Source organism: Brachybacterium hainanense (genome assembly GCF_042434575.1).
Lineage (GTDB): Bacteria > Actinomycetota > Actinomycetes > Actinomycetales > Dermabacteraceae > Brachybacterium > Brachybacterium hainanense.
The window spans coordinates 46809-70783 of record NZ_JBHLSV010000013.1; the positions used below are offsets into that span (position 1 = coordinate 46809).

Below are 23975 nucleotides of genomic sequence, written 5' to 3' on the forward strand. Positions count from 1 at the left end.
GCGCGAGCCGACCGACCCCCCGCGGCCGGGTTCCCGGTGGGGGCGACATCGGCAGCGACATCGGCAGCGGCGGGACTCGAAGGGCTCGCTCCGGCACCCCGCGTGCTCACCGGCTCCGCGCGGGGCCTCCGGTGCCCTCCTGCTCCCGTCGCCGCCGGGGTGCGCGGTGGACGCCGCGGCGCACCAGGTCGCGCAGCAGACTCCGCGTCCGCGCCGTGTCGACCATGACGTCGTACCAGGTCAGCCGAAGGACGATGTACCCGGCGCGGATCGCCGCCTGATCCCGCTGCCGGTCCCTCCGGTATGCGGCGGCGTCCGTGTGGTGCGCGCGGCTGTCGCATTCGACGATGAGCCGGTCCCCGACGAGCAGATCCACCCGGCCCACGCCGGGGATCCGCACCTGCGGTCGGACGTGCACGCCGAGCCGCTCGATGAGGCGCCGGGCTCGCGTCTCGGTCCCCGATTCCGCTCGGGGATCGATCCGTCCGATCCGTCGGCGCAGCCGCCGGGGCAGCGATGCGACGATCGACTCTACCTCCTCGGGACGGAGGATCCCCAGGTGGGCGACGGACTCGAGGAGGATCGCAAGGTCCTCGACATCCATGCAGGCCGCGGCGTGCTCGAGAGCCAGCCGCGGCGGCATGATCGGCGAGTCGTCCGGCCACGCCCGCATCGGCGGGTGCTCCCATGGGCGGTTCTCGTCCTGCTCCCCGGCGCGCGGGCACGAGCATCTCCGCCCCACCTCGTGCCGCACCGGGTGGGCGGGCTGGGGCGGCTCGCCCACCGCGCCCCTCGTGTCGCGCCGGGGCGGCGTCCACGGGATCCAGACTCCGCTGAGCTCGAGGGAGGAGATGCAGGTCAGGCGATGGCCGCGTGCGAGCGATGCGGTGACCTGCGACGGCGTCGCCGCGGAGGTGTACCAGCCGTTCCCGCATCGGATCAGCGACCCGGTGCTGACCGCGGTCTCGATCCGCCGCCATGACCAGCCGAGCGCCCGGAGGTCCTTCCATGTCCAGACCGTGAGCGCACGGCGCACCGCGGCCGGACTGCGCGTCGTCCGAGGGCGGAGCGGGGGCCGAGGGGGCGTCGTCTGCGAGGTCATGGCGTCATCGTGCCGATGCCCGGGAGGACCCGCTCGCGGCGACCCGCAGGATGTGGATGATCGCGTCCCGCGGTCCACCGTCGTCCCACAGGCGTTCGACGGCGGGACCGTGCTCGGGACGACCGCAGTCCGGGCAGGGGCGGCCGAGGGGTACGTGCGGCAGGGGCGAGCGGCGCGGGAACGGCTGGGAGCAGAAGGGCGGCTGACGGTCGCTCGCCTGCCCGGGAGAGGGCGATGCGCCGGTGGATGCCCGTCTGCTCCCGCAGGCCAGCCCGTGCTCCCGCGGGCCCGCCCGTACACGGAGCAGCGTCGGGTCCGAGGGTCCGAGGGGCCGATGGCTCGATGGCTGAGGGGCTGCGGCGCCCGATGGTCAGGCGGAGGCCGTCGAGGCGCGGATCACCAGCTGCGGGGGAGCGGAGACGCGGCGGGCCGGGCCCGCCTCCCCGGCCAGACGCGCGACGAGCATCTCGACGCCGAGCTCGGCCATGCCCTGGACGCCGGGATCGACGCTGGTCAGCGGAGGGCTCGTGAAGGCCGCCTCCTCGGTCGCATCGAAGCCGGTCAGGGCGACGTCGCCCGGGACGCGCACGCCGGCGCGGGAGAGGGCTCGCAGGGCGCCGACGGCGACGGCGTCGTTCACGCAGATCGCCGCGTCGATCTCCGCTCCGCTGCGCAGGAGCCCGACCATGGCGTCGAGGCCCGAGCCGCGCCGATCCCAGTCCGAGCCCTCGATCACCAGGGCCGGGTCGACCTCGAGGCCGTGCTCGGCGAGACCGCGGCGATAGCCCTCGAAGCGCTCGGAGCGCCCGCGGCGGATCCACGGATCGGCCACGTAGGCGATACGGCGCCGCCCCCGCGCGAGCAGATGCCGGGCGGCGGCGACCATGCCCTCCTGCTCGCCCATGACCACGCAGTCGATCCCCTCGGTGGGGCTGCCGCCGACCTGCACCACGGGCCGCGCGGGGGAGGCCCCGTCCAGCATCTCGGCGGAGAGGAAATGCGGGCACACGATCACGCCGTCCACGTCCCCGGTGGTGCGGCCCAGCACCGCGTCGCGCTCGGCCTCCGCATCGTGCGCGAGGCGCAGCGTCGTGGTCATCCCGCGCTCCTCGAGGGCGAGGATGAGCGTCTGCGCCATGTGCGCGAAATAGGGGTTGTACAGGTAGGGGACCATGATCGCCACGCGCCCGGAGCTGCCTGCGGCCAGGCCTCGCGCTGCAGCGGAGGGGACGTAGCCCAGCTCCTGGGCGGCGTGGCGCACCGCGCGGGCGGTCGTCTCGGAGACGCGGATGGTCCCGCCGCCTCCGCCGCGCAGCACGTGGGAGACGGTCGCGGTGGAGACGCCTGCGCGGGCGGCGACATCGGCCAGGCGCACGCGGTTCATGGCGCGGCCTTCCCGGCGGGATGCTCCGCGCCGGGCCCGGTCCGGACCGGGCCCGGCGCGGTCGCCGCGTCGTCGGCGCCCGCCCCGATCCCGTCCCGGCCCAGCGTCGACTCGCGCCGCACGACCCGGACCGGCAGCACGATGCGCCGCGCAGGGGAGCGGTCCCCGTCCAGCCGTGCGCGCACCAGGTCGAGCACGTGCCGTGCGAGGGCAGCGGCGCCGAGGTCCGCGGTCGTCAGCGTGGGGGTCGTGAACTGGCCGTCGTCGATATTGCCGTGCCCGGTCACCGCGACCTGCCCTGGCACCGCGATCCCCTGTGCGAGAAGCTGCGAGAGCACCCCGAGGGCGAGCTCGTCGCTCGCGCACACGAGCGCATCGGCCTCCGGGACGCGGGCGAGGGCACGGGCGGCGAGCTCACGGCCCGCCGCGCGGTCGGCGTCCCGGTCCGGTCGCAGCACCGGCGCGGAGGAGAACGCCGCTCCGAGCGCGCTCGTGACGCCGTCGGCGGCGCCCTCCTCGCGGCCGATGACGACCACGCGGGAGCGGGCGATGATCCGCAGGTGGCGATGGATCTCCTCGGCGGCGGCGACCGCGTCGATGTCGACGCTGTCCAGGCCCTCCGTCCTCCCCCCGGGCCCCGTGTCGAGGGATTCGGCCGCCCGCACCAGCACCACCGGATGCCCGGGATCGGCGGCGAGGTCCGGCAGGTCCGCCGGGAGGGGGCCCAGATGGACGACCGCGTCGAAGACGGCGCCGCGTGCGTCGAGGGTGCGGCGGACGCGGGCGGCCTCGCCGTGGGAGGGCTCGATCGCCACCCGCAGACCCTGCCGCTCGGCCTCGGTGACCAGCGCCTGCGCGAGCTGGGAGGCGGAGGAGGTGCGCAGGTCGGGCAGGGACAGGGCGATCAGCCCGCTGCGACCGGTGCGCAGGGAGCGGGCGTGCGTGTTGGGGCTCCAGCCGAGCTCCGCGATCGCCGCCTCCACGCGGGCGCGCACCTCCGCGCTCGTGTTCGGGTGTCCGTTGACCACGCGGCTGACCGACTTCAGCGAGACGCCCGCGCGGGAGGCGACCTCCCTCATCGTCGGCGACATGGCACTCCTGACCTGCCGTGCGGCGGGGCTGCGGGCACGGGCTTGCTCGCCTGGGAGGATACCGCGGCGCGCTCGACAGGAGCCGAGGGCCCCGGTGCTCCCGTCGGCCCGGCCCGCCGCCCGGGCGGCTCCTCAGCGGGTCTGGACGCCGCGGCGCCGGAAGCCGATCAGGGCCGCGAGGAGCAGCGCCCCCACCGCGATCGCGAGGATCACGACCGGGAGCGGCTCGGCGTCGCCGCTGTACACGTCGGGCACGTGGTGCAGGACCGACAGCTCCCGCAGCGCCTCGGGCGCATCGAGCATCGGCCCGAACATCTCGAGCACGAGCGTCACCGCGAGCAGTGCCCAGGCGAGGGACGCCCCGCGCGGCGCCCAGCCCACGAGCGCCGCGCCGAACGCGGCGAAGGCCAGGGTCGCGGGCGTGTAGGCGAGCGCGGTCAGGGCGTGCTCGGCGAGGCTCGGCTCCTGCATCCCGACCATCCGCATCCCGCTCGCGAGGGCGGCGACCGACAGCCACAGCAGCGCCGTCGTCCCGCCGAGCGCCACGAGCAGCTGCGCCGCGAGCCAGCGCATGCGGCCCACCGGGGCCGCGAGCACCTGCTCGAGCCGGCCTGCGGACTCCTCGGCGCGGCAGCCGCCGATGGTGGCGACGATCCCGTAAGCGGCTGCGCAGAGCGCCACGAACAGCATCATCGTGCCCAGGAACGCGGTCGCCATCTGCGAGGGGTCGGCTCCGAACATCGCCGCGACCACCGGGTTGTCGGCCACGAGGTCCGCGGCCATGTCGTCGATCAGCTCCATCATGGTCCCGGTCGCGAACCACAGCAGGCCCAGCCCCAGGGCGGACCAGCCCAGCACCGCCCGCTGCTGGCGCCAGGCGAGGGCGAGGGGTCCGCGCAGCCAGGGGCGCGCCCGGGCCGGCCCGGGACGGGCGGCGACGAGCCCCTGCCCCAGGTCCCGTCGGCTCGCGAGCGCGGCGGCGGCCAGCAGCAGCGCCCCGGCGGCGGCGAGGGCGAGCAGCGCCGGCCACCAGCGCAGGTCGACGTAGGGCCGCATCTGCTGGGCCCACGCGATCGGCGAGGACCAGGACAGGGCGGAGCCCTCGAGGCGGATCATGTCCCCGGCCGCGCGCAGAACGAAGGCGAGGCCGAAGACGGCGAGCGCTCCGCCGAGCGCCCCCCGGGAGGAGGCGGAGATCTGGGAGGCGACGAGCGCCGCCGCTCCGAAGACGAGGGCCGATGCCGCGCAGCCGGCCATCATGCCGAGCCCGTCGACGAAGGAGGCGTCGTCGGGGCTCGCGAGGGTGCCGACCGCCCCGAGCACCGAGATGAGCGCGAGGTGGCCGGCGAGGGTGATCAGGGTCGCGAGCACAGGGGCCAGCGGACCCACGGCGCCGGCCCGCACCAGCTCGGCGCGGCCGCTCTCCTCCTCGCCGCGGGCGTGGCGCACCACGTGCAGGATCGCCATGATCGCCAGGGCGAGGACTATCCAGAGGACGCCCTCGTTGGCGACGGCGACCATGGGCGTGTAGTGCTCGAGGCCGTAGCCGGGGCCCGCCATGGCGATGCCGGCGGGGGTGCGCATGATCTCGGCGCGGGCGGCGCGGGCGTCGTCGTCGAAGACGGAGCTGAGGGCGGCGGCGAAGTAGGTGACGAACACCGTCATCGAGATCGTCCATACGCTGAGCCGGATCCGGTCGCGGCGCAGGATCGCGCGGCACAGCCGGCCCGTCCCGCGCAGCGGGCTGCGTCCTGCGGACCGCGCGGGCAGGGCCCGATGCGCGGCGACGGGGGCCGTCATGACCGGACCTCCTGCCGGCGGCGGCCGTGGGGCCGATGCTCGGCCGGCGGCGCGCTCCCCGCATCCGCCCGCTGCGCAGAGGAGGAGCGCCCCCCGCCGATGTCCTCGCCGTAGTGGCGCATGAACAGGTCCTCGAGGGAGGGCGGCGTCGCGGTGAGGGAGAGGATGCCGATCCGGGACAGGGCGGTCATGACCTCGCCGATCGCGGCGTCGTCGACGTCGAGGGCGAGGCGCGTCCCCTCCGGGTCGTCCTCGCGGCGCGCATCGTGCACGCCCGGGTGGGCGAGGACGGCGGCGGGGTCGCCGGTCACGACGGCGCTCACCCGGGTGCGGGTGAGATGGCGCAGGTCGGCGAGGGTGCCGGACTCCACGGCACGGCCGCCGCGGATGATGGTGACGGTGTCGCAGAGCTTCTCGACCTCGCTGAGGATGTGGCTGCTCAGCAGCACCGAGCGGCCCTCGTCCCGCTTCTCGCGCACCACGTCGGTGAACACCGCCTCCATGAGCGGGTCGAGTCCGGAGGTGGGCTCGTCCAGGACGTACAGCTCGGCATCGGCCGCGAGGGCGGCGACGAGGGCGACCTTCTGCCGGTTGCCCTTGGAGTAGGTGCGGGCCTTCTTGCGGGGGTCCAGCTCGAAGCGCTCGAGCAGCGCGTCGCGCCGACGCGGGTCGACGCCGCCGCGCAGGCGGGAGAGGTAGTCGATGACCTCGCCGCCGGTGAGGTTCGGCCACAGGGCGACGTCGCCGGGGACGTAGGCGAGGCGCCGGTGGAGGTCGACGGCGTCGGCCCACGGATCGCCGCCGAGGAGGCGGACGGTGCCGGCGTCGGCGCGCAGCAGGCCCAGCAGGACGCGGATGGTGGTGGATTTGCCGGCGCCGTTGGGGCCGAGGAAGCCGCGCACCTCCCCGGCCTCGACCCGCAGGTCGAGCTCGTCCAGGGCGGTGAAGCGGCCGAAGCGCTTGGTGAGGCGGCGGATGTCGATGACGGTCATGGGGACTCCTTCGGGAAGGGGGAGCCGGGGTGATCCTCCGGCGGGGGCGGGGCGTGCCCCGTCGGCGGATCGGTGATGAAGAGCAGGTAGTCCTCGAGGATGGTGCCGTCGGTGAAGAAGCCGTGGGTGAAGAGCTCGAGCATGGGCGGAGCGATCCGGCGGCGGATCCCGTCCATGAGCGCTCCGGGGTCCTCCTCCTGCGCGGTGCCGTCCAGCAGGCTCTCGAGGTGCACGGCTCCCAGCCCGCTGAGGGTGAGGTAGCGGGCGCGGGCACGCTCGTCGCGGGAGGGGCGGGCAACGCCCTGGTCGACGGCGAGGGCGATGTACCGCTCGGCGTCGTCGACCATCGCCTCGATGAAGTCGCGGGAGGTCGCGGTGCCGTCGACGATCGCGCGGATCACGTAGCGCACGAGGAGGGACTGCTCGGCGTCGCCGGGCGCGTGGGAGAGGAAGGATCCGCGGGCCGCATCGCGCACGTTCTGCTCCTTGATCCGGACGATGCGTGCGAGCACGACCTCGTCGCAGGCCGCGCGCAGGCCGTCCTTGGAGCCGAAGCGCTTGACGAGCAGGGCCGCGCTGACCCCGGCGCGGCTGCCGATGCCGCGCAGGGTCGCGGCGGCGCCCTCGGCGGCGAAGCAGGCGATCGCGGCGTCCAGCAGAGGATCGGCGGCAACGCCCTGGTCGACGGGTGCATCCATGGCGGTCCTTCGGGGTCCGGGGGCGTGAACGGCGGTTCACGCCGATGCCGCCTATCGTAAACACCCGTTCACGCCGGGGCAAGAGGTCGGCGTCCGAAGGGATCGGCAGTGCTTCATCGGCGAATCGAATCGACGGATCATCGCTCCGGAGCCTCGGCCCCTTGCGCTCGCCCGTCGCCCGCCACCATGATGGGTGACCATCGGGAGGCCTGGTGCGATCCATCGGCGGAGCATCGGGTCCCTCCGTCCCTGGGAGCTGCGATCGACCTCATCGGCCGCAGGCCCCGTTCGTTCATCGATTCGATTCAACGACCGGTCGGGGCATGGTCCGCCGGCCCCGCACCGCCTCTCCCGCTCACCTCCGGAAGGACCCGTCATGACACCGACCTCCACCCCGCTCCGCGTCACCGTCTGGGGCGAGAACCGCCACGAGCAGCGCGACGAGCGCGTGCGCGCCCACTACCCCGAGGGCATGCACGCCGCGATCCGCGACGGGATCGTCGAGAACCTCGGCGAGGACGTGACCACCCGCATCGCCCTGCTGGACGATCCCGAGCACGGCCTGAGCGAGGAGGTCCTCGCCCGGACCGACGTCCTCACCTGGTGGGGCCACATGGCCCACGACGAGGTCTCCGACGAGGTCGCCGAGCGCGTGCAGCGCCACGTCCTGGCCGGCATGGGCCTGGTGGTCCTGCACTCCGGGCACTGGTCCAAGCCCTTCGTGCGGCTCATGGGGACCACCTGCACCCTGCGCTGGCGCAACGAGTCCGACCGGGAGCTGGTCTGGACCGTGAACCCCTCGCACCCCATCGCCGAGGGCGTTCCGCACCCCATCGTCATCCCCGAGCAGGAGATGTACGGGGAGCACTTCGACATCCCCGTCCCCGACGAGCTGATCTTCGTCTCCTCCTTCAGCGGCGGCGAGATCTTCCGCTCCGGCTGCACCTTCCGCCGCGGCAAGGGCAAGATCTTCTACTTCAGCCCCGGCGACCAGGACTACCCCGTCTACCAGCATGCCGACGTGCGCCGCGTGATCGCCAACGGCGTGCAGTGGGCCCGGCCTGCGAGCGCCGAGCGCGAGGTGCCGTTCCTGGACCGCTATCCCACCGACTGGTTCCTCACCGGCGAGGGCGGCCAGGGCGTGGGCGACGCCGAGGCCGCGGGGAGGGACGCATGAGCGCCCTCCCGCACACCGCGCAGGTGCCGGAGGTCGCCTCCGGCGACGACCTCCGCGAGCCCCTTCCCGTGCTCGTCGTCGGCGCCGGCGGCATGGGCCGCGCCTGGATCGGCACCGTCCTGCGGTCCGATGCGGCGGTCCTCGCGGGCGTGGTCGACGTCGTCCCCGGCGCGGCGCAGCGGGCGATCGATGACGTCGTCCCCGAGAGCGGACGCCCAGGCGTCGCCGCGGGCACCGACCTCCTCGCCCTGATCGCGACGACCGGGGCCCGGGCCGTGATCGACGTGACCGTCCCCGCGGCCCACCACCCCGTCACGGCCGCGGCGCTCGAGGCGGGCCTGCCCGTGCTCGGCGAGAAGCCGTGCGCGGCCACCCTCGCGGAGGCGCTGTCGCTGGCCGGCCGCGCCGAGAGCACCGGCACCCTGTTCATGGTCTCCCAGTCCCGACGCCACAACCCGCACCTGCGCGAGGCCCGCCGCCTCGCCGACGAGCTGGGCGGCGCCGGTGTCGTCACCACGCACTTCTCGCGCGCGCCCCGCTTCGGCGGCTTCCGCGAGGAGATGGCGCATCCGCTGATCGTCGACATGGCCATCCACGCCTTCGACGCCGGCCGCGTCCTGATCGACGCGAACCCCGTCTCCGTCGATGCGACCAGCACCAATCCCCCGTGGAGCTGGTACGGCGGCGATGCGGTCGCGACCGTGAGCATCCGATACGACTCCGGCGCTCTCCACGCCTACACCGGCTCGTGGTGCTCGCCCGGCGAGGAGACCAGCTGGAACGGCCGCTGGTCCCTCAGCTGCCCCCGAGGCACCGTCGCCTGGGACGGGGACACGCCCCCCGCCGCGACCGACGCCGAGGGCGCGCACCGCCCGGGCCGGGCCCCCGGCGAGGACGAGCTGTGGGAGCTGGACGCCTCCCTGGACGCCTTCGCCCGCGCGGTCCGCACGGGGGAGACCCCGGACTCCGAGGTCCACGCCAACGTGTGGACGCAGGCGATCGTCGAGGCCGCGGTCCGCTCGGCCGATGAGGGGCGCCGCGTGAGCCTCGCGGAGGTGCTCGACGAGGCCCTCGACCAGGCCCGTACCCTGGACCACGAGCAGCAGGGCTCCTCCGCGCTGGACAGCTGGGCCTCCGGCGCCGCGGGGCTCAGCACGACCATGCGGTGAGGAGCGGACGATGAGAGCGGACTCCCGGTCCCGGCGGCCCACCAGCCAGGACGTCGCCCGCCTGGCCGGGGTCGCCCAGAGCACCGTCAGCTACGTGCTCACCGGGTCCCGCCCCATCTCCGAGGAGACCCGCGCCCGCGTCGAGGATGCGATCGAGAAGCTCGGGTACCACCCGAACTCGGGAGCCCGCTCCCTGCGCTCGCGCCGCAGCGGGGTGATCGGGCTGATGGTCCCGCAGCCCCGCGGCGGCCGCGGGGAGCCCTTCGAGTTCATCGAGACCATCAGCCGGGAGGCCCGCCGCGCCGGCTACGACATCCTGCTGGTCACCGAGATGGAGGGCGCCGAGGGGATCCGCCGCGTGGCCCGCACCGGCGTGTGCGAGGCGCTCATCCTCATGGAGCTGGACCGCCGCGACGAGCGCGTCGGCGCCGTCCTCGCCTCCGGGCTGCCGAGCGTCATGATCGGCATCCCGGAGGCACTCGGCGACGGATCCGCGGTCGACCTCGACTTCGAGCGGCTCGCGGCCCTGGTCGTGGAGCGCGCCCGCGCCGAGCTCTGCCCGCGGCTGCTCCTGTTCGGCGGTCTCGAGCAGAGACGGCACCGCAACGACGTCTCCCGCTTCCTGACCGGCATCGACGCGGCCCTCGCCCGGGACGGCGCACCCCTGCAGGTCATCCACGATGCGGGTCCCCTCGCCGGCGTCCCCGCCCGCGCCCGCGAGCTGACCCCGGAGGGGGAGCGCACCGCCGTGTTCGGCCTGGGCCGCGTCCAGCAGGTCCTGTTCGCCGCCGCGGCGGCCGGCATCCTCACCGATCCCGCGCTGCGATTCATGGCCCTCGCGGGGGAGGAGCTCGCCGCGACCAGCCCCCTGCTCGCCGCGATCCCCCGCATCGACCCGCGCCGCGCCGAGGTCAGCGAGCTCGCCGTCCGCGAGCTGGTCCGCCTGCTGCAGGTGGAGGGGGCGACGCCCCGGCTCCAGCTCGTCGAACCGGAATGGTCGGTAGCCTGATCCCATGAACGCGCCGGCCCCCGCAGACCCGCCCGCTGGGAACGAGCCGCCCGGAGCCTCGCCGCACCGGGTCGCGCCCGTCCCGCAGGCCGGGCCGCCCCCGGCTCCGGCGACCTCCCTCGACTTCCCGACCACGCTCTCGCGCGATGGCCGGCTCCCCTGGGCCTTCGGCCTCCTCAGCCTGATCGGGCTGCCGTTCCTGTCCCTGCTGGCCCCCGGCATCACGATGATTGTCCTGGGGCTCCTCCAGCGGAGGAAGAACCCGGTGGCCCGGCACGTCGGAGGCCGCGCCGCGCTGTTCGGGGCGATCAACGTCGCCGTGGTGCTGGGCTATCTCGCGGCGCTGATCATCGGCAGCGCCGCCCATGGCGGCAGCGTGTCCTTCGAGGAGAACCCGCTGCTGATCGGCGGGTTCATCATCCCGGTGGCGATCTACCTCGTCGCGATCGGTCCGCTGCTGAACCTGGTGCTCGCGATCATCGCCCTCGCCCGGCCCGTGTCCCGCGAGAAGGCCGAGAAGATCTTCTCCCGGTGACGCCGTGAAAGTCTCCTCTCGGAGAAATGCACATGGCACCCGGTGGGTCGGACGGTGTAGAGCTCTCCATCGACGACGATGAGGTCGGCGTGTCCTGGGTAGGGGCCTGCCTCGGTGCATCAACGGCTGGTCGCACGAGCGTGGCGGGCGTGGCATCCCGTGGGCCGGGGCGCACGGAGTCTGCCACGCTCCCTGCACCTGTCAGCGGACGGGGCGACGTGCAGCGACCTGTGCGGAGCCGCGGAGCAGCCTCACGCCCCGGCTCAGGACCCGAGCCGCTCGCGCAGTGCGGCCAGCTCCTCGTCGGTGAGGCCGTGGGCCTGCAGGTAGGCGGCGGCCCCGCCGTGGGTCTCGTCGACCGCGGCGAGCGCCGTCGCCAGCACCTCCCGCGGCGTCTCGGTGACCAGGATGCGCAGCTGCGGGGTGTCGGGGGCGCCGTCCGCGACCATGCCGCGGATCATGCGCTCGGCCCATTCGCCGGCGAGCTGCGACTGGCTCAGCTCGTAGTCGTCCAGGACGGCATCGCGCCGCGTCCCGACCGCCTCGAGCAGCAGCGCGACCGACACTCCTGTGCGGTCCTTGCCCGCCGTGCAGTGGACCAGGACGGATTCGCCCTCGACGGTCCGGGAGACCCGCCGGGCGATCTCCGCGAAGGCGGAGCCGCCGTGCTCGAGCATGAGTGCGTACACCGCGTCCATGCCCGGGATCTCCGTGCGGGGCGCGACCCCCGGACCCACCGGCAGGGCGCCCTCGAGCACCGACAGGGCCAGCACGTCCGCCCCGGCGGGGTGGCGGTCCGGGAACGCCGTCCGCTCCTGCGTGGTGCGCAGGTCGACGACGGTCCTCACGCCCAGCTCCTGCATCCGCCGGACCCCCTCGTCGGTGACCGCGGCGAGGGCGTCGGCCCGCAGCAGCACGCCCGTCGCGACCGCGCCCCCGGACTCCAGAGGGGCTCCGCCGACGTCGCGGGCGTTGTAGGTGCCGGGGATGAGGGATGCGGGCATCGGAGCCTCCTGTGCTCTGTCGGGTCACGGCCCCGCCCCGAGGGGGCGGGACGCACCCCACCAGTGTGCCCGCTGGACGTCGGGCGGGGGCACGGATCCCGCGTCCGGCCGTCTCCGACCATCGGAGGATCACCCCCGACCCTCGTCGACTCTCGACATCCGCTTCCCAGACCCTCGGCGGACGCGCGGGCACCCCGGGCCCTGACAGGCTCTTCTCGCACCCTGCCCGCCCCCGCCCGAGGAGCCCCATGGCCGCGCTGACCCGGATGAGCCTGCTGAACCGATTGGTGGTCGGCCTCGTCGCCGCGCTCGTCGGCGTGTTCGGCATCGTCGCGACGACATCCCTGAACCAGGAGACCCTGCCCTCGCTGTCGACCCCCGGGATCATCGTGACGGGAGTGCTGCCCGGAGCCTCCCCCGACGTGGTCGAGAAGCAGCTCACCGAGCCGGTGGAGACGGCTCTTTCCTCCGTCTCCGGCATCGACACGGTCTCCAGCGAGAGCTCCACCGGGCAGATGACCGCCATCGTCATGTGGCCCTTCGGCGAGGACGAGGACGAGATGGCCGATGCGGTCCGGTCCACCGTCGACGGCGTCAAGGGCTCCCTCCCGGCCGGTGCCGAGGTCGAGGTGGTCTCCGCCGCGATGGACGACACCCCCGTGCTGCAGGTCGCGGTGTCCTCCTCCGGTGACGCCGCGGGCCTGGGCGAGAGACTCGAGTCCACGCTCGTGCCGGAGCTCGAGGGCGTCGAGGGCGTCTCCCGCGTCGACGTCGTGGGCCTCGCCGAGAAGCAGCTGCGCATCACCGTGCGCGCGCAGGACGCCGAGGACCTCGACGTCCCCGCCGCCTCGATCCCGCAGGCCCTCGAGACCGCGGGCGTCGTCACCCCCGCCGGGCAGGGCCTCGTCGACGGGAAGGCGCTGTCGATCGAGGTCGGCGCGAGCCTCGGCACCGTCGAGGACGTGCAGGCCATCCCCGTGACCACCGCCGACGGCGACTCCGTCGCGCTCGCGGACATCGCCGACGTCGAGCTCGTCGACGAGGCCCGCACCTCGATCGCCCACGCCGGCGGCGAGGAAGCGCTGATCGTCTCGGTCGTCAAGGACAAGGACGCGAACGTCGTGGCCGTCTCCCACGGCGTGCGCGATGCCCTGGACCGCGCGGGCCCCGAGCTGGGCGAGGACGTCGAGTTCACGACGGTCTTCGACCAGGCCCCGTTCATCGAGCAGTCGATCCACGACCTCACCGTCGAGGGCGGCCTGGGCCTCCTCTTCGCGGTGCTCGTGATCCTGCTGTTCCTGGGCTCCTTCCGCTCGACCCTCGTCGCCGCGATCTCGATCCCGCTCTCCCTGCTGATCGCGATGATCGGTCTGTGGGCCGGCGGCTACACCCTGAACATGCTGACCCTGGGAGCGCTCACCATCGCGGTGGGCCGTGTCGTGGACGACTCGATCGTCGTCATCGAGAACATCCGCCGGCGCCAGGGGATGAGCGAGCTGACCGTCCCCGACATCGTCGACTCGGTGCGCCAGGTCGCCGGAGCCATCACGGCCTCGACCCTCACGACCGTCGCCGTGTTCCTCCCCATCGCCTTCGTCAGCGGCATCGCCGGCGAGCTGTTCTCCCCCTTCGCGGTCACCGTGACCCTCGCGCTGCTGGCCTCGCTGCTGGTCGCCCTCACCATCGTCCCCACGGTCTCCTACTGGGTGCTGCGCCGGGCCCCGCGCCCGCTGCCCGCCGCGAAGCAGGACCGGATGGACGCGCGCTACGAGGCCTGGCAGGAGAAGCAGGAGTCCCGGGCGCTCGTCCGGCAGCGGAAGAAGCAGGTCCGCATCGACCGCCGCAACGCGAAGCGCGCGGCCAAGGGGCGCGCCCTCCTGCCCGACGCGGCTCTCGAGCACCCCCTCGCGCCGATGGCCGAGGGCGAGGCGTCCACCCCGGTGGACGGCCTGCAGCGGGCCGTCATGCCGTCGATCCGCACCGCCCTGCGCCACCCGGGCCGCACCCTCGCCCTCTCGCTCGTGATCCTCCTGGTCACCCTCGGCATGACCTCGATGCTGCGCACGGATCTGCTGGGGAGCCAGGGACAGAACACCCTCTCCGTCTCCCAGACCCTTCCGCAGGGCACGACCCTCGAGGACAGCGTCGCCGCCGCCCAGCCGGTGGAGGAGGCGCTCGAGGACGACCCGGACGTCGCCACCTACGTGAGCTCCCTCCAGGCCGGAAGCGGCAGCGGCGCGAACACCTTCACCGTCACGCTGCGCGACGGAGCCGATGCACCCGCCGCCACCAGCCGCCTGCGCGGCGCCCTCACGGGCCTCGACGGCGCGGGCGAGGTCGAGGTGCAGGACGCCGCCTCCGCCGCCCTCAGCGGGGATGTGGAGATCCGCCTGACCGGCGAGGACATCGGCGCCCTCGAGAAGGCCGCCGACCAGGTCACCGCCGAGGGTGGGGAGCTCGACGGCGTCGAGTCCGCGCGGAACGACCTCGCCGGGGAGCAGCGGATCATCCGCGTGGACGTGGACCGCGCGGCCGCCGCCGAGCAGGGCTTCACCCAGGCGGACGTCGGCCAGGCCGTCGCCGCTGCCGTCGACGGCGCGCCCGCCGGCACCGTGACCCTCGAGGGCTCCGAGCGGGACATCGTCATCGCGCCCACGAACCCGGACGCCTCCCCGGAGGAGATCGCGGCCCTCGAGCTGCCCGTCTCGCAGCGCCAGACCCAGCGTGCGCAGGAGGCTGAGCAGGACGACATCGAGGACATCACCGATGAGCGCACCGCGCAGGCCGAGCGGGAGGCGGAGGACGCCGCCGACGAGCAGCTCCAGGCCGCGCGCGATGCCCGGGAGAAGGCCTCCGAGGCGGTCCAGGACGCCCGTGACCAGCGCGACGCCCTCGACGACCCGCAGTCGATGGTGCCGCAGGACCCGGCACAGGCGCTGCAGGAGCAGAAGGATGCGGCCGATGAGATGGTCGAGCAGGCCGAGCAGGGCTACCAGGACGCGCAGGACGCGGTCGATGACCTGATCCAGGCGCGCGAGGACCAGGAGGCCGACCGCGAGGAGCAGGACGCGCTCGCCGAGCGGCAGAAGGGCCTCACCGACATCACCGGCGAGCCGATCACGGTCGGGGAGATCGCGGAGGTCTCCGAGCAGCCGGTGCCCGCGACGATCTCCCGCCAGGACGGCACCCGGCAGATCACGGTGAGCCTGACGCCGGGCCCCGACCAGCTGAACGTGGTCTCCGCCGGGGTCGCCGAGCTCACCGCCTCGACCGATCTCCCCGACGGCGTCAGCTTCGTGGTCGAGGGCGCCGACGCGGAGATGATGGAGTCCTTCACCCAGCTCGGGATCGCGATGCTCGCCGCGATCGCGCTCGTGCTGCTCGTGATGATCGGGACCTTCCGCAGCCTCGTCGAACCGCTGATCCTGCTGGTCTCGATCCCGTTCGCGGCGACCGGTGCGGTCGTGCTGCTGCTGCTCACGGACACGGCTCTGGGCCTGCCGGCCCTCATCGGCCTGCTGATGCTGATCGGCATCGTGGTCACCAACGCGATCGTGCTCATGGACCTCATCGGGAAGCTGCGCGCGGAGGGCATGGAGCTGATGGACGCGGTCCTGCACGGGACGCGCCTGCGTCTGCGGCCCATCCTCATGACCGCGGCGGCGACCGTGTTCGCGCTCGTGCCGATGTCGCTGGGTCTGACGGGCGGCGGGCTGTTCATCTCGCAGCCGCTCGCGATCGTGGTGATCGGCGGCCTGACCAGCTCGACGCTGCTGACCCTGGTGCTCGTGCCCGTGCTGTACGTGCTGGTCCGCGGCCGCCGCGAGCGGAAGCTGGAGCGGCGCGCGGCCCGACGTGCCGAGCGGCGGCGCGCGCAGGAGGAGCGGGTGGCGAGCGGCGCGGCCGATGAACAGCCGCGCGCACAGGGCCCGGACGAGGAGGAGCCGGACGCCCCGGCCCCGGCCTGACCCTCGCTCCTCCCCGCGGTCCGTGCGCCGCCTGGTGCCCGGCCTCCGTCGATCGTGGGCTGGCGTTCCCTCTCCGCAACCGGAATGGAACGCCAGCCCACGATGATCATTCGCCGCCGGGCAGGTCGGGCTGCCGGGGGCGGTGGGCTCTGTGCGACGGCGACCTCACCACGCGGGTCACCGGGGCGATGCGGGGCTCATCGGGCCGGGACCTCGCCGGCTCAGCCGTCGCCGTGCTTCGTCCGCAGCCGGGCCGGGGCCCGCACCGCCCAGGCCTCGGCGAGCATCTCCCCCAGCTCCACGCGGTCGACGTGCTCCAGACGCACGAGCACGCTCGCGTGCCCCCGGTAGTGGTCGGTCGTGAAGAACGCCTCAGGGGCCGCGGCGAGCAGCATCTCCTTGCTGTCGAGGTCCTTCAGCCAGCACACGAGCACGCCGGGCTGTTCGTGCATGCGGGCGAAGATCCGCCCGCCGGCGTAGAAGGCCGGCGTCCCGTAGCAGGGCTTCTCGGTGACTTCGGGCAGGGCGAGCGCGAGCTCGCGGACATCGTCCTTCGTGCTCATGACCTCACGATACCGAAGGCGTGTTCATCTCGAGGTCGAGGTGCCGTCGGCGTCTCCGCGTGCTTCCGCGGGTTCGACATCGGCTCCGAACAGCGGGAGGATGGAGACGTCGGATCTTTCGCCGCGGAAGGACACCCATGACCCGCCCCAACATCGTCTTCGTGCTCACCGACGACCACGCCGCCCATGCGATCAGCGCCTACGGCAGCCGCGTGAACAGGACCCCGCACATCGACCGGATCGGCGAGCAGGGGGCGAGGATGGACGCCCTGTACTGCACGAACTCGATCTGCACGCCCTCGCGGGCCTCGATCCTGACCGGCACCTACAGCCACGTCAACGGCGCCTGCTCCATCTACTCCCAGTTCGACTACCGCGTCCCCACCTTCCCGGAGGTGCTGCAGGGGCGCGGGTACCGCACCGCGCTGTACGGCAAGTGGCACCTGGGCACGGCGGAGAAGGCCCTGCCTCGCGGCTTCGAGGATTGGAGGATCTTCCCGGACCAGGGCGAGTACGTCGACCCGGTGATGATCGGCCCGGGCGGCGAGGAGACGATCCCCGGCTACGCCACGGACATCGTCACCCAGCAGGCGATCGACTTCCTCGACTCCCTCGAGGAGGACGACCCGTTCTGTCTGCTGGTCCACCACAAGGCGCCGCATCGGCCCTGGATCCCGCATCCGCGCCACACCGGGCTGTACGAGGTCGGGACGATCCCGGAGCCGGAGACGATGTGGGACGACCACGCGAGCATGAGCTCCGCCGTCCAGCAGGTGAAGATGACCCTGGACGACATGGTGGAGACGGACTACAAGGAACCGGTGCCGCCGGAGCTCGAGGGGGAGGAGCACTGGCGCGAGCGCAGCTCCTGGAAGTACCAGCGCTACATGCGGGACTACCTGCAGACGGTGCAGGCGGTCGACGACTCCGTGGGTGCGCTGTCCACCTGGCTCGACGAGCACGGCCGAGCGGATGACACGATCCTCGTGTACACCTCCGACCAGGGCTTCTTCCTGGGCGACCACGGCTGGTTCGACAAGCGGCTCATGTTCGACGAGTCGCTGACCATGCCGATGCTGGTCCGCTGGCCCGGCCGCATTCCCGCTGGGACCGCGGTGGACGCGATGCTCACGAACGTCGACATCGCCGCGACGCTCCTGGAGGCCTGCGGGATCGCGCCGCAGGAGGCGCTGCCGGCGCAGCAGGGCCGCAGCTTCCTGCCGTGGCTGCGCGGCGAGCGGGTCGAGGACTGGCCCGAGGAGATCTACTACCGCTACTGGGAGCACGACGACCCGAACCATCGGGCGCCCGCGCATTACGGGATCCGCACCCGCACCCACAAGCTCATCCACTACTACAACGACGGGCTGGGCACGCCCGGGTCGAGCGATCGGATCTGGCCGGAGGAGTTCGAGCTGTACGACCTGCTCGCCGATCCGGCGGAGCTCACGAACCTCGCCGACGATCCGGCGCATGCGTCCGTCCGCGCGCAGCTGGAGGATCAGCTCGCGCGGCTGCAGGCCTCCGTCGGGGACGCGCCGTACACCGGCCCGGACACGCCGCGGCTGGACTGGTCCGTCTGACGGGGCGGGCCCGCGCCGCGGCGGCCGATGGGCCGCGCGCCGGTCACGGCCCGGCCGCCGTCGCGGTGCGGTATCGCGCGATGTAGCGGTCGAAGTCCCAGGGCTCCTGGCGCGCGGAGCCGTCGAGGAACTCGGTCGCGGACGCGCGGCCCCTCCGGTAGAGCATCTCCCGCTGCGCGGCGGTCAGGTCGAAGTCGGTGGGGCGCACGTCGTGCGTGTCGATGAAGATCGTGCGGGCTACCGCATGCGAGGACTCGATGTGCATGCGGTCGTAGAAGCCGGTGACGGTGTCCGCCACCGCCTTCGCGTAGCTCAGCGGGCCGGTGATCCGGGTGACGATGCCGAAGTCGGTCTCGGGGCGTCCGGAGAGCTTGATGCCGAAGGTGGGCCAGCGCGGCAGGTCGCCGGGCGGGGCGTCGAACACGTCGATCGGATAGTTCGACAGCAGCCCGCCGTCGACCAGCCAGGCGTCGAGTCCGCCCGGGACAGGCCAGCGCACCGGACGGAAGTACAGGGGAATCGCGACGGAGGCACGGACGGCGTCGAGGATCCGCAGGTCATCGGGCCGGATCCCGTAGGCCGAGGCGTCCCGCGGCAGGTGGCGCAGGCGGCCGGCGGAGAGATCCGAGGCGGTCACCACGAGGCGGTGCTCGAGCTCCGGGGCCGCTGGAGCGCCCGGCCCGTCCGGGTCGCTCCAGCGCAGCGCGCCGAAGGTGCGGTGCGGATCGCCGCAGCCGGGGTCGGTGCCGTGCGCCTGCAGCTGCTCGGCCAGCCAGTCCGCGAGCGCGTCACCGCGATGGATCCCCTGATGGAGGAGGATCTCGAGCGCTCTGCCGGGAAGGACCCGGGTCCAAGCAGGGCCGTCCTCGAAGCGATGGAAGTCCGTGGCCCGCAGGATCTCCACCAGCTGCGGCGCCGGGACCCCGGCGCTGACCAGCGCCCCGGCGATCGCTCCGGCCGAGGACCCCGCGATGCGGCATGGCCGGTAGCCGCGCTCCTCGAGCACCTCGAGCGCCCCCGCGATCGCGATGCCCTTGACTCCGCCGCCCTCCAGGACGAGGTCGACCCGGGCGCCGGCGCCCGCCGGGACGGGAGGCGGCGGCTGGGACAGGGCTGTCATGGAACCCAGGGTAGAGCCGGGCGGGGACGGCCCTGCGGGACCGCGGACGGCCCGGTTCGCACAGGAGAGAGAGCCCCGCCGGCCCGGTGCGGCGCTCGCCGCGGTCCGGAACGGAGACGGGCGGGGCGCGCAAGCATCAGCCAGGCCTGAGAGGATCGGAGGGCGCCGCGGCCGAGGTCGGTCGCGGCATCGCGACGAGCAGGAGGAGCAGGAGCCATGACGGAGGACGCGGGACCGGGCTGCGGGTGCGGCTGCGGCATGCCCGGGCGTGCACAGGTCGCGACGATCGGTGCGGGGCCCGGCGTCGACGCCTCCCCCGGGAGCGCGCCCGCCGGAGGCCGCCACCGCATCCCGCAGGCGCACGTCCCCGCGGGAACGTTCGTCATGGGCGACTCCTCCGGGGACCGCAACCGCGCCGACGGCGAGACGCCCCGTCACGAGGTCTCCCTCGGCGCCTTCGACATCGACGCGACCACGGTCACCAACGACGACTTCGCCCGCTTCGTCGAGGACACCGGCTACCTCACCGAGGCCGAGTCCTTCGGCTTCTCCGCCGTCTTCCACCTCGCGATCGCCGCACCGGAATCCGATGTCATGGGTCCTGCCTCGGGAACTCCCTGGTGGGCCGGGGTGAGAGGAGCGTGCTGGCGCCGGCCGGGTGGATCGCGCTCGAGCATCGACGGCATCGGCGACCATCCGGTCACGCACATCAGCTGGAACGACGCCCGGGCGTACTGCGCCTGGGCCGGCCGGCGCCTGCCCACCGAGGCGGAATGGGAGTACGCCGCCCGCGGCGGCCTGGAGGGGGCGAAGTACCCCTGGGGGGACGAGGAGCCGGACACCGGCGGCGATCCCGGCCACGGCGGCTGGCGCGCGAACATCTGGCAGGGCGACTTCCCCCGCAGCAACACGTGCGAGGACGGCTTCCTGACCACCGCCCCGGCGCGGACCTTCGCGCCCAACGGCTACGGGCTGTGGCAGAGCGTCGGCAACGTGTGGGAATGGTGCGAGGACGTCTTCCACCCGCTGACCTACCGGCGGGGGACCACCGCCGAGCACCGCGCCCTCGTGACCGACCCCATCGGCCCCGCCGACGGCGAGGTCCGCGTGCTGCGCGGCGGCAGCTACCTGTGCCACATCTCGTACTGCAACCGCTACCGGAACTCGGCCCGCTCCCAGAACACCCCCGACTCCTCGATGGGCAACGCCGGCTTCCGCACCGCGTCCCTGCGAAAGGCCGATGCATGAACGACGACCGCCGCTTCCCCGCCTCCGTCTACCGGGAGGGCACCGAGCCCGATGCCCGCTTCAGCCTCGCCAACGAGCGCACCTTCCTCGCCTGGCTGCGCACGGCGCTCGCCCTGTACGCGGGGGCGTTCGCCCTCGAGGCCCTCGCCCTGCCGGAGGCGGTCGCCTGGCGCGTGGCCGCCGCCGCCGTCTTCGTCTGCCTCGGCACCCTCGCTGCGGTGCAGGCCTGGCTGGGCTGGGCCGCGACCGAGCGCTCCCTGCGCCGCGGCGCGCCGCTGCCGGGCCTCGCCGTCGGCGGGATCCTCGTGGTCGGGGTGATCCTCGCGGCCGCGCTCGTGGCGATCGGCCTGTTCGCATGAGCGATCGCTCGGACGAGGACCCGGAGGTGCGGGACGCCTCGGAGGACGGTTCGTCGGGCCCCGATGCGCCCGCACCGATCCCCGCGGGCTCTGCGCGGCAGCTCTTCGACCCCGGCCTGCAGGTCGAGCGCACCTTCTTGTCCTGGCGCCGGACCTGCCTGTCCTTCGCAGCCGGCGGCCTGGTCGCCATGCGCTTCACCGTCCCGACGGTGGGCCTGCCCGCGGTCGTGATCGGGCTGCTGGTCGCAGGGGCGGCGGTGCTCGCGTACATCGGCGCGGCGCACCGCTACCACCGCGAGCAGACCGTGCTGGTGGCGCGGGACTCCCTGCATCGGTCCGGACTGCCGATGCTGCTGGCGACGGGGATCGTGCTGCTGCTGGGGGCGCTGTGCGTCGTGTACCTCGTCACCGGGGTGCTGCGCGCGACCTGAGGCTCTCCCGCGGCGCGCTGATGCCGGGGCCGGGGTCAGCGCCGGTACGCGTACCGGTACGAGGGCTGGTTGCCCTTGACGATCACGAACCAGGCCAGCGGCCCCAGCACCGGGAACGCGAAGCAGAGGATGATCAGCAGCAGCTTCATCCCGCCGCCGTAGGTGGAGCCGAGCACCGAGAACAGCGTCGCGATCCACAGCACGAGGCAGACCACGGCGGCGAGGGCCACCAGGCCGACCGCTCCGAGGCCGAAGAGCTGGGCATCGTCGAGGTCGGTGAACAGTTCCTGCAGTTCCTGGATCATGTCCTCGACGGTACGGGTCGGGCCGCCGCCCGCGCATCGGCCTCGCGGCGGACCCGAGCCCGCCGCCATCCTCCCCCAGGCGGACCCCGCCTCCCGAGCCCGGAGGAGATGAGCGTGGCGAACCAGGACAGGGGTCTCTTTGGTTCGCCACGCTCACCTCATGGGAGGGCGCCGGCGCCCGCCCCGATCAGACGGTGTGGGATGTCCGATCGGTGGGGGCACCGGGCTGCGGGGTCGTTCGTTCCTCACGGCCCCTCCGCCCGGCGCCCGCCCCGATCAGACGGCGGGCACGTCCGCGGCGGCGCCGGTCTTCGCGCTCTCGTAGGCGGCGAGGATGATGCCCAGCACGGCGATGCCCTCGTCCTCCGTGTTCAGCGGGCGCTTGCCGGTGGTGAGGCACTCGAGGAAATCGGCGATCTCCGCGGCGAAGGTGTCGACCTCCTCGTGCTCGAAGACCTGCTCCTCGTCCTCCGCGTGCAGCTTCACGCGCAGGGTGGTGCCGTCGGAGGACAGCGAGCCCTTCGAGCCGACCACGCTGAAGCGGTCCGTGCCCGGAGCGGCCTGGTAGGCCCAGGAAGTCACGAGCTGGCCCACGGAGCCGTTGTCGAAGCGGACCAGCACCTGCGCAGAGTCCTCGCCCTCCATGAAGGTCAGACGGTGCGTCGACATCATCGCGAAGACCTTCTCGGGGCGCCCGCCCGAGAGATGCATGAGCAGGTAGGTGGGGTGGTAGCCGGTATCGATGTACTCGCCGCCGCCGGAGGTCGCGGCCTTCGCGCGCCAGCCCATGTTCGCCGGGTCGAAGTTGTTGTAGAACGAGTCGGTCGTGCGGACCTCGTACACGTCGCCGAGAGCGCCGGAGTCGAGCAGCTCCTTGGCCTTGGCCACGGCCGGCATGAACAGCTGGTTGTGCGCGCACATCAGCGTCACGCCGTTCCTCTGGACGGCCTCGCGGACATCCTTCGCCTCCTCCGGCGAGAGGCACAGCGGCTTCTCGCACAGGATGTGCTTGCCGGCCTCGGCCGCGGCGACGATCGCATCGCGGTGCAGGTGGTGGGGCAGGCAGATGTCGACGGCGTCGACCTCCGGGTCCTTCACGAGGTCGGTGAAATCGGCGTAGCCCTTCACGCCGAGCTCCTCGACGCGCCTCTCGAGCGTCTCGGGGAAGGCGTCGGCGATCGCGGTGACGCGGACTGCGTCGCCGGCCGCTGCGTATCCGTTCAGATGGGCGCTGGCGATGCCGCCGCCGCCGATGATGCCGACGCGGACGGGTGATGCGATGGTCATGTCAGGGGTTCTCCTGGAGAGATCGTGGTCTGCGGGATGCGGGCCGAGGGGGATCGGCCGTGGGGCGGCGCGCGGAGGGCCCGTGCGCCGCGGATCGGGGTCAGCCGCGGGCGAGGGCGTTCGCGGCGATGGTCAGGGAGGTCAGGGCGCGGGCCCTCTCGAGGTTCTCCCGGGTGGGCTCGCCGCTGCGGATCGCCTCGACCCACAGCGAGAAGGGGGCCGGTGCATCGGCCGGGACGTCGATCGCGTCCCATCCGGATCCGGTGCCGACGCGCATCACGGGGGTGCCCTGCGCGTCCTGCTCGAAGCCGTACAGCAGCGTGCCCTCGGTCCCCTGCACCTCGATGGTGAAAGGGCTCGCGGGGGTCACGAAGCCGGTCTCGATCACGCCGATGGCACCGTCGGCCGTGGTCGCGGTGACCACCGCGTTGTCCTCGACGCCGCGGCCGGTCATGTCGGTGTACGTGGCGCTCGCCGCGGCCGCGTCCGTGCCCAGGATCAGCTGGGTGAGGTACACGGGGTGGGCGGCGAGGTCGGAGAACGCGCCGCCGAGCGCCTCGACCGGATCGTAGAAGCGCGCGGGCAGCCAGTTCGCGGTCGAGCCGTTGTGGGCCAGGCGCACCCGGGAGTAGGTCAGGCGGCCCAGGCGGCCGGAGTCGAGCACCTCGCGCAGCGCGACGGTGTAGCCGTGGGACAGGCGCGGGAGGGAGACGGTCAGCGCCAGGCCCGCGGCCTCGGCCGCGGAGATCAGGGCGTCGCAGCCCGCGACCGTGGGGGAGAGGAGCTTCTCGGTGAACACGTGCTTGCCGGCGGCGAGCACGGCGCCGATCACCGCGTCGTGGTCGCTGGTCGCGGTCGTGACGGTGACTCCGTCGAGGTCCTCGCGGGCGAGGAGCGCGTCGAGATCGGCCTCGAAGGGCACCTCGAGGCGCCGGGCGAGGTCCTGCCCGCGCTCCGCGTCGTCGTCCCACACGGCGACGAGCTCGGTGCCGGGATGGTCGATCGCGGCCCGTCCGTACTCCTCGGCGTGGACGTGCCAGGCGGAGAGCACGGCGATGCGCAGCGGCGCGGCCGGGGTCTGGGGTGAGGACATGGGGAAGGATCCTTCTTTCCGTGAGGTGGTTCCGGGCGGGCGCCGCGCCCGGAGGGG

At 73.5% G+C, this 23975-nt stretch carries 21 protein-coding genes; 9 read left to right on the top strand and 12 right to left on the bottom strand.

The features are described 5' to 3' along the window. Nucleotides 1-106: 106 nt before the first annotated feature. The 6 genes from ACFFF6_RS11710 to ACFFF6_RS11735 form a co-directional block, all read right to left on the bottom strand. A complete protein-coding gene (locus ACFFF6_RS11710; protein ID WP_376980888.1) occupies nt 107-1102 on the bottom strand; it encodes an endonuclease domain-containing protein in 996 nt (331 codons plus the stop codon). A 370-nt stretch (nt 1103-1472) separates the two neighbouring features. Beyond that, nucleotides 1473-2486: a LacI family DNA-binding transcriptional regulator gene (locus ACFFF6_RS11715; RefSeq protein WP_376980890.1), complete on the bottom strand. Its 1014-nt coding sequence runs from the start codon at nt 2484-2486 to the stop codon at nt 1473-1475. Continuing rightward, the gene (locus ACFFF6_RS11720; RefSeq protein WP_376980891.1) at nt 2483-3577 is read right to left on the bottom strand and encodes a LacI family DNA-binding transcriptional regulator; all 1095 of its coding nucleotides are present in this window, start codon (nt 3575-3577) and stop codon (nt 2483-2485) included. The genes ACFFF6_RS11715 and ACFFF6_RS11720 overlap by 4 nt, the downstream gene beginning before the upstream one ends. 132 nt (nt 3578-3709) lie before the next feature. Then, complete coding sequence (locus ACFFF6_RS11725; protein WP_376980893.1) at nt 3710-5377, bottom strand: ABC transporter permease; 1668 nt, start codon at nt 5375-5377, stop codon at nt 3710-3712. Next, nucleotides 5374-6369: an ABC transporter ATP-binding protein gene (locus ACFFF6_RS11730; protein ID WP_376980895.1), complete on the bottom strand. Its 996-nt coding sequence runs from the start codon at nt 6367-6369 to the stop codon at nt 5374-5376. The genes ACFFF6_RS11725 and ACFFF6_RS11730 overlap by 4 nt, the downstream gene beginning before the upstream one ends. After that, entirely contained in the window at nt 6366-7067 is a 702-nt protein-coding gene (locus ACFFF6_RS11735; RefSeq protein ID WP_376980897.1) for a TetR/AcrR family transcriptional regulator, read from the bottom strand. The genes ACFFF6_RS11730 and ACFFF6_RS11735 overlap by 4 nt, the downstream gene beginning before the upstream one ends. Before the next feature lie 376 nt (nt 7068-7443). On the opposite strand from ACFFF6_RS11735, the gene ACFFF6_RS11740 reads away from it, so the two are divergent. The 4 genes from ACFFF6_RS11740 to ACFFF6_RS11755 are packed head-to-tail and all read left to right on the top strand — an operon-like array spanning nt 7444 to nt 10957. Beyond that, a complete protein-coding gene (locus tag ACFFF6_RS11740; protein ID WP_376980899.1) occupies nt 7444-8244 on the top strand; it encodes a ThuA domain-containing protein in 801 nt (266 codons plus the stop codon). Beyond that, nucleotides 8241-9413 carry a Gfo/Idh/MocA family protein gene (locus ACFFF6_RS11745; protein WP_376980901.1) on the top strand — a complete coding sequence of 391 codons (1173 nt, stop codon included), beginning with the start codon at nt 8241-8243 and terminating at the stop codon, nt 9411-9413. The genes ACFFF6_RS11740 and ACFFF6_RS11745 overlap by 4 nt, the downstream gene beginning before the upstream one ends. A gap of 10 nt (nt 9414-9423) precedes the next feature. Further along, nucleotides 9424-10422 carry a LacI family DNA-binding transcriptional regulator gene (locus ACFFF6_RS11750; RefSeq protein ID WP_376980903.1) on the top strand — a complete coding sequence of 333 codons (999 nt, stop codon included), beginning with the start codon at nt 9424-9426 and terminating at the stop codon, nt 10420-10422. Nucleotides 10423-10426: 4 nt separating this feature from the next. Then, entirely contained in the window at nt 10427-10957 is a 531-nt protein-coding gene (locus tag ACFFF6_RS11755) for a hypothetical protein (RefSeq protein ID WP_376980905.1), read from the top strand. Between the two features lie 263 nt (nt 10958-11220). Here ACFFF6_RS11755 and ACFFF6_RS11760 read toward each other — a convergent pair whose 3' ends face one another. Continuing rightward, on the bottom strand, nt 11221-11961 hold the full coding sequence (locus ACFFF6_RS11760) for a tyrosine-protein phosphatase (protein ID WP_376980907.1): 741 nt from the start codon (nt 11959-11961) through the stop codon (nt 11221-11223). A 248-nt stretch (nt 11962-12209) separates the two neighbouring features. Here ACFFF6_RS11760 and ACFFF6_RS11765 point away from each other — a divergent pair, with 248 nt between their 5' ends. Continuing rightward, entirely contained in the window at nt 12210-15929 is a 3720-nt protein-coding gene (locus ACFFF6_RS11765; protein WP_376980909.1) for an efflux RND transporter permease subunit, read from the top strand. Nucleotides 15930-16150: 221 nt separating this feature from the next. Here ACFFF6_RS11765 and ACFFF6_RS11770 read toward each other — a convergent pair whose 3' ends face one another. Then, nucleotides 16151-16492 carry an MmcQ/YjbR family DNA-binding protein gene (locus ACFFF6_RS11770; RefSeq protein WP_376980910.1) on the bottom strand — a complete coding sequence of 114 codons (342 nt, stop codon included), beginning with the start codon at nt 16490-16492 and terminating at the stop codon, nt 16151-16153. Between the two features lie 137 nt (nt 16493-16629). On the opposite strand from ACFFF6_RS11770, the gene ACFFF6_RS11775 reads away from it, so the two are divergent. Further along, entirely contained in the window at nt 16630-18075 is a 1446-nt protein-coding gene (locus ACFFF6_RS11775; protein ID WP_376980912.1) for a sulfatase family protein, read from the top strand. Between the two features lie 43 nt (nt 18076-18118). Here ACFFF6_RS11775 and ACFFF6_RS11780 read toward each other — a convergent pair whose 3' ends face one another. Next, nucleotides 18119-19195, bottom strand: a complete 1077-nt coding sequence (locus ACFFF6_RS11780) for a patatin-like phospholipase family protein (protein ID WP_376980914.1) — start codon at nt 19193-19195, stop codon at nt 18119-18121. Nucleotides 19196-19411: 216 nt separating this feature from the next. Between ACFFF6_RS11780 and ACFFF6_RS11785 the strand changes: the two genes are divergently transcribed. The 3 genes from ACFFF6_RS11785 to ACFFF6_RS11795 are packed head-to-tail and all read left to right on the top strand — an operon-like array spanning nt 19412 to nt 21233. Further along, nucleotides 19412-20443 (top strand): formylglycine-generating enzyme family protein, encoded by a 1032-nt coding sequence (locus ACFFF6_RS11785; RefSeq protein WP_376980916.1) that lies wholly within the window; start codon nt 19412-19414, stop codon nt 20441-20443. Next, nucleotides 20440-20802, top strand: a complete 363-nt coding sequence (locus tag ACFFF6_RS11790; protein ID WP_376980918.1) for a YidH family protein — start codon at nt 20440-20442, stop codon at nt 20800-20802. The genes ACFFF6_RS11785 and ACFFF6_RS11790 overlap by 4 nt, the downstream gene beginning before the upstream one ends. Next, the gene (locus tag ACFFF6_RS11795) at nt 20799-21233 is read left to right on the top strand and encodes a YidH family protein (protein WP_376980920.1); all 435 of its coding nucleotides are present in this window, start codon (nt 20799-20801) and stop codon (nt 21231-21233) included. Before ACFFF6_RS11790 ends, ACFFF6_RS11795 begins: the two co-directional genes overlap by 4 nt. A 35-nt stretch (nt 21234-21268) precedes the next feature. Here ACFFF6_RS11795 and ACFFF6_RS11800 read toward each other — a convergent pair whose 3' ends face one another. The 3 genes from ACFFF6_RS11800 to ACFFF6_RS11810 form a co-directional block, all read right to left on the bottom strand. Further along, nucleotides 21269-21538, bottom strand: coding sequence for a hypothetical protein (locus ACFFF6_RS11800; protein WP_376980922.1), 270 nt, complete (start codon nt 21536-21538; stop codon nt 21269-21271). A 276-nt stretch (nt 21539-21814) separates the two neighbouring features. Next, complete coding sequence (locus ACFFF6_RS11805) at nt 21815-22825, bottom strand: Gfo/Idh/MocA family protein (RefSeq protein ID WP_376980924.1); 1011 nt, start codon at nt 22823-22825, stop codon at nt 21815-21817. 100 nt (nt 22826-22925) lie between these two features. Further along, complete coding sequence (locus ACFFF6_RS11810) at nt 22926-23918, bottom strand: Gfo/Idh/MocA family protein (RefSeq protein ID WP_376980926.1); 993 nt, start codon at nt 23916-23918, stop codon at nt 22926-22928. Nucleotides 23919-23975: the final 57 nt, after the last annotated feature.